The organism is Bacillus luti, assembly GCF_001884105.1.
Lineage (GTDB): Bacteria > Bacillota > Bacilli > Bacillales > Bacillaceae_G > Bacillus_A > Bacillus_A luti.
Genome location: NZ_MACI01000002.1, coordinates 40,073 through 46,784, shown reverse-complemented (window position 1 = coordinate 46,784; position 6,712 = coordinate 40,073). Strand labels below are relative to the sequence as shown.

The 6,712-nt window shown below is 36.9% G+C and carries 6 protein-coding genes; all 6 read right to left on the bottom strand.

Translation table 11 applies throughout. The annotated features are described in order from the left end of the window. Positions 1-516 (bottom strand): GntT/GntP/DsdX family permease (locus BAQ48_RS00265; RefSeq protein WP_116758435.1); only part of this gene is annotated, 516 nt, incomplete at its 3' end. A 14-nt stretch (positions 517-530) separates the two neighbouring features. Beyond that, on the bottom strand, positions 531-2,069 hold the full coding sequence (gene gntK, locus BAQ48_RS00260) for a gluconokinase (RefSeq protein WP_071709516.1): 1,539 nt from the start codon (positions 2,067-2,069) through the stop codon (positions 531-533). Positions 2,070-2,410: 341 nt separating this feature from the next. Next, positions 2,411-3,448 carry an alcohol dehydrogenase AdhP gene (adhP, locus tag BAQ48_RS00255; RefSeq protein WP_000649108.1) on the bottom strand — a complete coding sequence of 346 codons (1,038 nt, stop codon included), beginning with the start codon at positions 3,446-3,448 and terminating at the stop codon, positions 2,411-2,413. A gap of 333 nt (positions 3,449-3,781) precedes the next feature. Then, positions 3,782-4,636, bottom strand: coding sequence for a MurR/RpiR family transcriptional regulator (locus BAQ48_RS00250; RefSeq protein ID WP_071709513.1), 855 nt, complete (start codon positions 4,634-4,636; stop codon positions 3,782-3,784). Between the two features lie 210 nt (positions 4,637-4,846). Next, positions 4,847-5,482: a response regulator gene (locus BAQ48_RS00245; protein WP_071709512.1), complete on the bottom strand. Its 636-nt coding sequence runs from the start codon at positions 5,480-5,482 to the stop codon at positions 4,847-4,849. A 14-nt stretch (positions 5,483-5,496) separates the two neighbouring features. Then, positions 5,497-6,615 carry a GAF domain-containing sensor histidine kinase gene (locus BAQ48_RS00240; protein WP_071709511.1) on the bottom strand — a complete coding sequence of 373 codons (1,119 nt, stop codon included), beginning with the start codon at positions 6,613-6,615 and terminating at the stop codon, positions 5,497-5,499. Between the last annotated feature and the right edge of the window lie 97 nt (positions 6,616-6,712).

The window sequence follows — 6,712 nt, the reverse complement described above, 5'->3', positions numbered from 1 at the left end:
ACCTACCGCTGCCATCGCTGCTGGATGCGGCGGCACTAGTCCGTGTACAACGGATAGCCCTGCTACAAGCGGAATACCGATTGTAATAAGTGATACCCCTGTTTCTAATGCAATTGTAAATACCAATGGAATTAGTAGTACAAATCCAACTTGGAAAAATACCGGAATCCCTACTAAAAATGCAACGAACATCATTGCCCAGTGAACACGTTTCTTCCCAAAACGATCAATTAATGTGTTAGCAATTCGTTCAGCACCGCCAGATTCAGCCATCATTTTTCCAAGCATCGTTCCTAAAGCTAAAACAATTGCCAAAAATCCTAACGTACTTCCAAGCCCCGATTTAATAGAATCAATGATCCCTGGATGTTGTGGTGAAGTTGCAACCAAGGGCATCCCCATTGCTAGCCCAACTCCGATTGCTGTTAAAATTAAAGCGACAAATGGATGCCATTTCACTACCGTAATAAGTAGAAGTAGTATGACAACTGCCGCTAGTACGATCCCAACTACCATTTCTCCCAATCCCCCTATTGTTTACGCTGGAAAGCAGCTATACAATCAAATTCTTCTTTCAAGCGATTGTAAAGTCGTTCATACATATAAAACATTTCTAAATAAATAGCCGTATTTTCTTTATTCGGTACATGGTGATGAACGATATCAATCCAATCTTTTACCTCTTCAAGAGAATCAATTTTTCCTATAGCATATAAAGCAACTGCCGCTGCCCCTAGCGCAGATGCTTCATGGCTTTCAGGTACAAGCAATTCTTTCCCCATCATATCGGATAACATTTGTCTCCAAAATGCAGATTTCGCAAATCCTCCTGAAACGCGTATTTCAGTAAGTGGGCCTGTACAATCCCTGATTGCGAGTGCAACAGAATATACGCTCATACAAACCCCTTCCATGACTGCACGTATAAAATGTTCTCGTTTATGCTGAAGATTAATTCCAAAGAATGTACCACGAGCATTTGCATTCCAATAAGGTGCACGTTCTCCAGATAAAAAAGGTAAGAACAGTAATCCACCCGCTCCAGCTGGTACACTTTCCGCATACTTAATTAATAAATCATACGGATCAATTCCAAGCTTCCTTGCTACTTCTTGCTCTGGACTACCAAATTCATCCCGTAACCATCTCAGTAATATTCCGCCATTATTCGTTGGTCCACCAATAACCCAGTGCTCATCAGTTAATGCATAACAAAACGTTCTACCTTTTTCATCTGTATTAACACTTGATGAAATTGTTCGAACTGCACCACTTGTTCCAATTGTAATCGCAGCTGATCCAGGCGATATTGCACCAACACCTACATTTGCAAGAACTCCATCACTTGCACCAATAACAACTGGAGTATCTTCATGAATACCCATCTTTTGCGCTAATTCCGGTTTCATTCCCGATAAAATATATGTAGTTGGTACAGGTGTTGATAATTGTTCTGATGACATTTGTAACATCGTTAAAACATCTTCATCCCAGTTTAATGTTTCTAAATTAAATAACCCAGTAGCAGAAGCAATCGAATAATCAACTACGTAACGTGAGAATAGTTGGTAAATAACATATTCTTTAATAGAGATAAATTTATAAGCACTCTTATATAACTCTGGTTCCTCTTCTTTCATCCATAATAATTTAGAAAGTGGTGACATCGGATGAATCGGTGTACCAGTTCTTCTATAAATATCATGACCATTCATTTGTTGTAATAATTTTTCTGATTGCTTTGTGCTTCGATTATCAGCCCATATGATAGAGCGCGTTAACGGCGCACCGTTTTTATCTACTGCAATTAATGCATGCATTGCTGTACTAATACCAATTGAAGAAATATCCTCTGGTAACACATTACCCTTTTCGATGGCAACGCTTACAGTTTTATATACAGCGGCACATATTACATCAGGATCTTGCTCCGCCCATCCGACGTTCGGCTGAATAATAGGATAATCAATTGCATGTGATGCAACGACTTTTCCTTTTTCTGTAAATACAACCGTTTTCGTACTTGTGGTACCGATATCAATCCCGATTACTCTCCCCCTTGTTTCCATACGAATCTTCCCTTCGTTTCTAGCAAAATATAATCTAGTAAACCGTTTACATGAATTAGTATATAAAATATTTTTTCTTAAATCAAGTTTTAAAAAGAAAATTTTTTTCATAAATGAATATAAGTCCTTTCTTTCCACTTGCATACAATCATAATTTCTCTCATTAACATGACAGGTTATATGGGATATGAAACGAAAATTGAAGAACTATATTCACTACTACAAACGAATTAAGGAAACATGAAAAGGCATGAATCCAGTTCAATACCGGACTCATGCCTCAAAACTATCGTTCTATTATTTAAAGAGATTCGCACTAACGATGATTTAAACAAAATGAATTATTTACAATTACAATCATGTTGTTTAAAATCGATGACCATACGTCCCTGAATTCTACCTTCTTCCATTTCTTTGAATACGTCTTGTACTTCATCTAGTGGACAAGTTTGGACAACCGGCACTACTTTTTCTTCTGCACCAAACATAAATGCTTCTTCTAGATCCTTACGAGTACCGACTAGAGAACCAACTACTTCAATCCCGTCTAGTACAAGTCGTGGAATATTTAAGTCCATCGTTTCTACTGGTAAACCTACCGCAACTACTTTACCACAAGCACGTACCGCATCAACTGCTGAGTTGAAGGCTACTTTAGAAACTGCTGTTACTACAGCAGCATAAGCGCCACCGAGTTCCTCTTGTACAATCTTATCAGCAGGCCCTTGCGTAATTGGATTGATAGTCATATCGGCACCAACTTCTTTTGCTAAGGCTAGTTTGTCATCATTAATATCTACTGCAATTACCTTTGCACCAAATACATGTTTAGCATATTGGATAGCTAGGTTACCTAATCCACCACAACCATAGATTACGATAGGTTGACCTGGTTTAATATCTGATACTTTAATAGCTTTATATGTAGTTACACCTGCACATGTAATTGATGATGCTTGAGCAGGATCTAATCCTTCTGGTACTTTAACCGCGTAATCAGCTGTTACGATACACTGTTCAGCCATACCGCCATCTACTGTATAACCAGCATTTTTAACTTCACGACAGAATGTTTCTCTACCAGTTACACAATATTCACAACGTCCACAAGATTGGAACATCCATGCAATACTTACACGATCACCAATCTTAAGTGAAGTTACATCATCAGCAAGTTTTGTAACAATACCTACACCTTCATGACCAAGGATACGGCCATCCGTGTTACCAAAATCATGATTCGCAACGTGTAAGTCAGTGTGGCAAACGCCACAATATTCTACATCTACTAACGCTTCGCCTGAACGTAACGGACGTAATTCTTTTTCAACAATTTCAATGTTTGCTTTACTATTTTTATTTACAACTACTGCTTTCATATGTGATCTCCCCTTTAGTGTTTTAGAATTTCAATGAGTTTACCTCACAACTTCTGTCTTCACTGTTTTGGTCAATTATTGCACCAAATTTAAGTGTTCAATCATCATTACATGTTCATCATAACATGTAATTTTGGAAGCATATTGTAAAATATTGAACAATATTTGAATTTTTAGCCAAATAGTTTTTTAAAGTATTTGAAAGGAAACCTGAAATTTTATTATATGTATATCGGTGTTTATTGGGGGAAATTGTGCACATTGAGTAGATCTAGTGACTATATCAACAAACTATTAACGAATATAAAAAAGCTCCTCATTTGAAGAGCTTTTTTATATTCGCTTCATCGAAATCGTTTCACGAATGCTTTGTAAATTTTGTAGTGTTACCTCTTGACGCTGTAACGATAATCCCACATACAAAGTATCCAACAAACTTAGCTGTGCTAATCGTGATGAACTTGCTTCCGTACGAAATTCTGTCTCACGAGTCGAAGTATATAGTGTTATGTCAGCAAGTTGACTAAGTGCTGATTTCTGATAGCTCGTAATCGCAATAATACGAGCTCCTCTCTTCTTTGCTACTTCTAATGCTTCAAGTAATCCTTTATTGCTACCAGAATGAGAAATTGCAATTACGACCGCTTCTTTTGTAAGTAAACCCGCACCCATAATTTGAAAATGTGAATCTGTATGAGCGATACAAGAAATACCCGTTCTCATAAATTTATGATATGCATCCATCGCAATAATACCAGAACCACCATTCCCATAAAACTCGATTCGGCTTGTTTCTTGCAAGGCCCGTATAGCCTGCTCGAGTGCCGTTTCATTTAATAAATGTAATGTATCTTGCAGTCCTGTAATATGCGAATGAAAAACTTTTTTAGCGACAGTTACCATACTATCTTCTGCTGATACTTCTTCATGAATATTTTGCATCGGTGTATGCACAATTTCACGAGCTAACGTAATCTTTAAATCTTGAAACCCTTGAAAACCAAGGTGTTTGCATAAACGGAATATCGTAGCTTCGGAACTATTCGTAACTTCAGCTAATTCCGTAATTGATTTATGTACAACATCTTGTGGATGTTTCAAAATATGTTCAGCAATACTTCGCAATTTCGGTGATAAACCATTTAACGAAGCCTGAATCTTTCCAATCCCACTTCTTGTACTAGGCATACCTATCTTCCCCTTCCATCGTAGCTGTATCCCGTAAAAACCCGATTGGTGCGGGCTAATAATCAGTGGGAATAGCCCCCACTGATTAAAGTTTCACTTTATTGTACCTAATTATTGAAAGAAGAAAAACCTTTATTCGGAATCACTATACATTTTAATGGTTCCTATGTATTCTGTCATAACATATAACACAATTATTCATACTTATTATTAGCTTCCCCTATGTTTCACTGCGTATAATGCAGCCTGTGTACGATCATCTACTTCCAATTTAGCTAAAACATTTGATACATGCGTTTTCACAGTTTGCTCTGTAATATGAAGTGCTGCTGCAATTTCCTTATTACTTCTTCCTTTCGCAATTTCACGAAGTACCTCTTGCTCCCTTTTCGTTAACATAGCAAAAGGATTCTCTTTTTCTTTTTTAACTGCTGGGCGTCCTAATAATGCAGGTGTTACTTTCGGATGGAAATTCGCATTTCCTTCATGTACTGCAATGATAGAAGCGACAAGTTGCTCAGGTTGTACTTCTTTTAATTGATAGCCATCTGCTCCAGCTTCGAGTGCGGGCAAAACATAATCTTGCTCTGAAAAACTACTTAGCATAAGTACCTTTATCGTCTCATCGTATTCTTTAATGCGTTTTGTCGCCTCAATTCCATCCATCTTCGGCATAGATACATCCATTAATACGACATCCGGTTTTTCTTTTTTTACAAAACATAACGCCTCTTCACCATTTTCTGCTTCCCCGATAATTTCAAATTCATCTCTTGTTTTCAAAAAGAATACAAGTCCTCTTCGAACGATATGATGATCTTCTGCTAATAGCAATTTAATCTTCACCTAGCTTCTCCCCTTCAAACCGGTAATTGAATTTCTATTTTTGTACCTTTTTTCGGCTCTGTTGTTATTTGAAACGATCCCCTCATTAATTCAATTCGTTCCTTCATACTTTTCAAACCAAGTGCGGACTCTCTTACTTGCTCTTGTATAAATCCTATTCCGTTATCTTCTATGTAAAAATGTAACTGGTTATTTTCTATCTTTAAATGAACATACACCTTTTCACACGAAGCATGTTTTTTACAATTATGTATTGCTTCTTGACTAATACGCCATAATACTTCTTCTATTTCATCTCCAATTGAGACCATTCCATCAATTCGAACTTCCACATGAATCCCTAACAACTTTCCGTAATTTTGAACTGCTTCTGCTAATCCTTTTTCTAATCCTTCCGGCCTTAATTGCCAAATTAAAAGCGTCATCTCTTGCAAGGCTTCTTGCGATAAATCTCCAATATAACTTAACATCTCTTGCAAGGCTTTATCTTCCGTCATATTTAGAGTGCCTTTAGCTGTTAGCATAATAGAAAATAACAATTGTTTAACGGAATCGTGTAAATCACGTGCAAGTCGATTTCTTTCAGCTACCACTACGTATTTACGTTCTTTCTCAACTAACTGAATACGTTGTATTGTCGTTCCAATTTGAAACGCAATCGATTCTAATAACGCTAACTCTTCCTCTGCAAAATGTGATTTATGAGGCGCAGCCACATTTAATAGACCAAATTTCTCCGATCCAGATCTTAACGGGATTGTTGCATGATGTGTAATATCTTCTGTTTCACCCCAATTACATTCAATCGCATCCTCTATTCGTTTACATTCAATAATATTTGTCGCTTTTTCCAATCTCCCGTTCACAAAACGCTCCACACACCAACAATCCCCCTCACACATTGGTTTCTTTTCTTGCCATGTAAGCGCTGGTGGTAAGTTTTGATCTACAAGCATTCGATGTTCTCCACTTTCATCAATAAAGAATATCCATCCTGTTTGTAAATTCATAACTTGTAATAATGTGTGTAATACTTTTTCTAACATATCCTGTAAATTTGTTGCTTCATTCAATAATTCAGCAATTTCTTTTAATGCTTCTAAACGATATATCTCTTGTTCATCAAAGTTCATTCTCATCACCAATTACCATTATAACATTAAGAAATTTCTAAATTCTACAAACAAAAAAGAACTGAATTCCTTCAGCTCTTTCTTCATATGAATGTTT

Coding starts and splice junctions, on each gene's coding strand:
- gntK (WP_071709516.1), bottom strand. CDS start 2,069: ATGGAAACAAGGGGGAGAGTAATCGGGATTGATATCGGTACCACAAGT.
- adhP (WP_000649108.1), bottom strand. CDS start 3,448: ATGAAAGCAGTAGTTGTAAATAAAAATAGTAAAGCAAACATTGAAATT.
- BAQ48_RS00250 (WP_071709513.1), bottom strand. CDS start 4,636: ATGCCTAGTACAAGAAGTGGGATTGGAAAGATTCAGGCTTCGTTAAAT.
- BAQ48_RS00240 (WP_071709511.1), bottom strand. CDS start 6,615: ATGAACTTTGATGAACAAGAGATATATCGTTTAGAAGCATTAAAAGAA.